Annotated in this window: 2 pseudogenes; both read right to left on the bottom strand. The window is 65.7% G+C overall.

Annotation, left to right across the window (positions count from 1 at the left end):
• A pseudogene (locus KUM32_RS36800) lies at positions 1–291 on the bottom strand (hypothetical protein); the annotation flags it as partial.
• A 140-nt stretch (positions 292–431) separates the two neighbouring features.
• Positions 432–569: pseudogene (locus tag KUM32_RS44325) on the bottom strand (GntR family transcriptional regulator); the annotation flags it as partial.

The raw sequence follows: 569 nt of genomic DNA, 5'->3' as shown, positions 1-569 counted from the left end.
CTCGATGACTGCCGTGGCCTTCTGTACGGAGTGCGCCGTATCAATCACTCCGTCGTGCGCGAGCAGCATCACCCGCTCGAAGGCGAGGGCCTGCTCGACGCCCATCTGGGTCAGGTCGTCCGCGAGTTCGCGCTCGCTGCGGGTCGCCGTCCGCATCTCCTTGCGGACCTCGTACAGCAGCACCGACGCGTGGATGGACGCGCGGACGCGTCCGATGTAGTTCGCGTACGCGTCGAGCTTGTGGCCGTCCCAGCGGGACTGTAACTCCCGCTTGCGCTTGCCCCGTTCCATGAGCTCATTCGTAGCGTACGAAGTGAGCGCGCCCAAGACGACCGCTGCGATCGTGACCAACTGAGCGACTGTGTCCAAGACTCCCCCTCAAGCCCCAGGCAACTCATCATCTCGGGCTTCTCGCGGCGCCCGCCGCCGCGTCACGCCTCGTTGATCGGGATCTCGTACACGATTTCGCAGTGCGCTGCGGGCACCACGATGTCCGCGGTTTCCACCGGGCGGCCGTCCTGAGCGAAGTACGTGCGCTGGATCGCGGTGACCAGTGCGCCCTTCTGTAC

It is taken from the genome of Streptomyces sp. AC627_RSS907 (genome assembly GCF_019049165.1).
The sequence above is the reverse complement of the archived record's forward strand: the minus strand, read 5'-3'. Positions and strand labels throughout refer to the sequence as shown.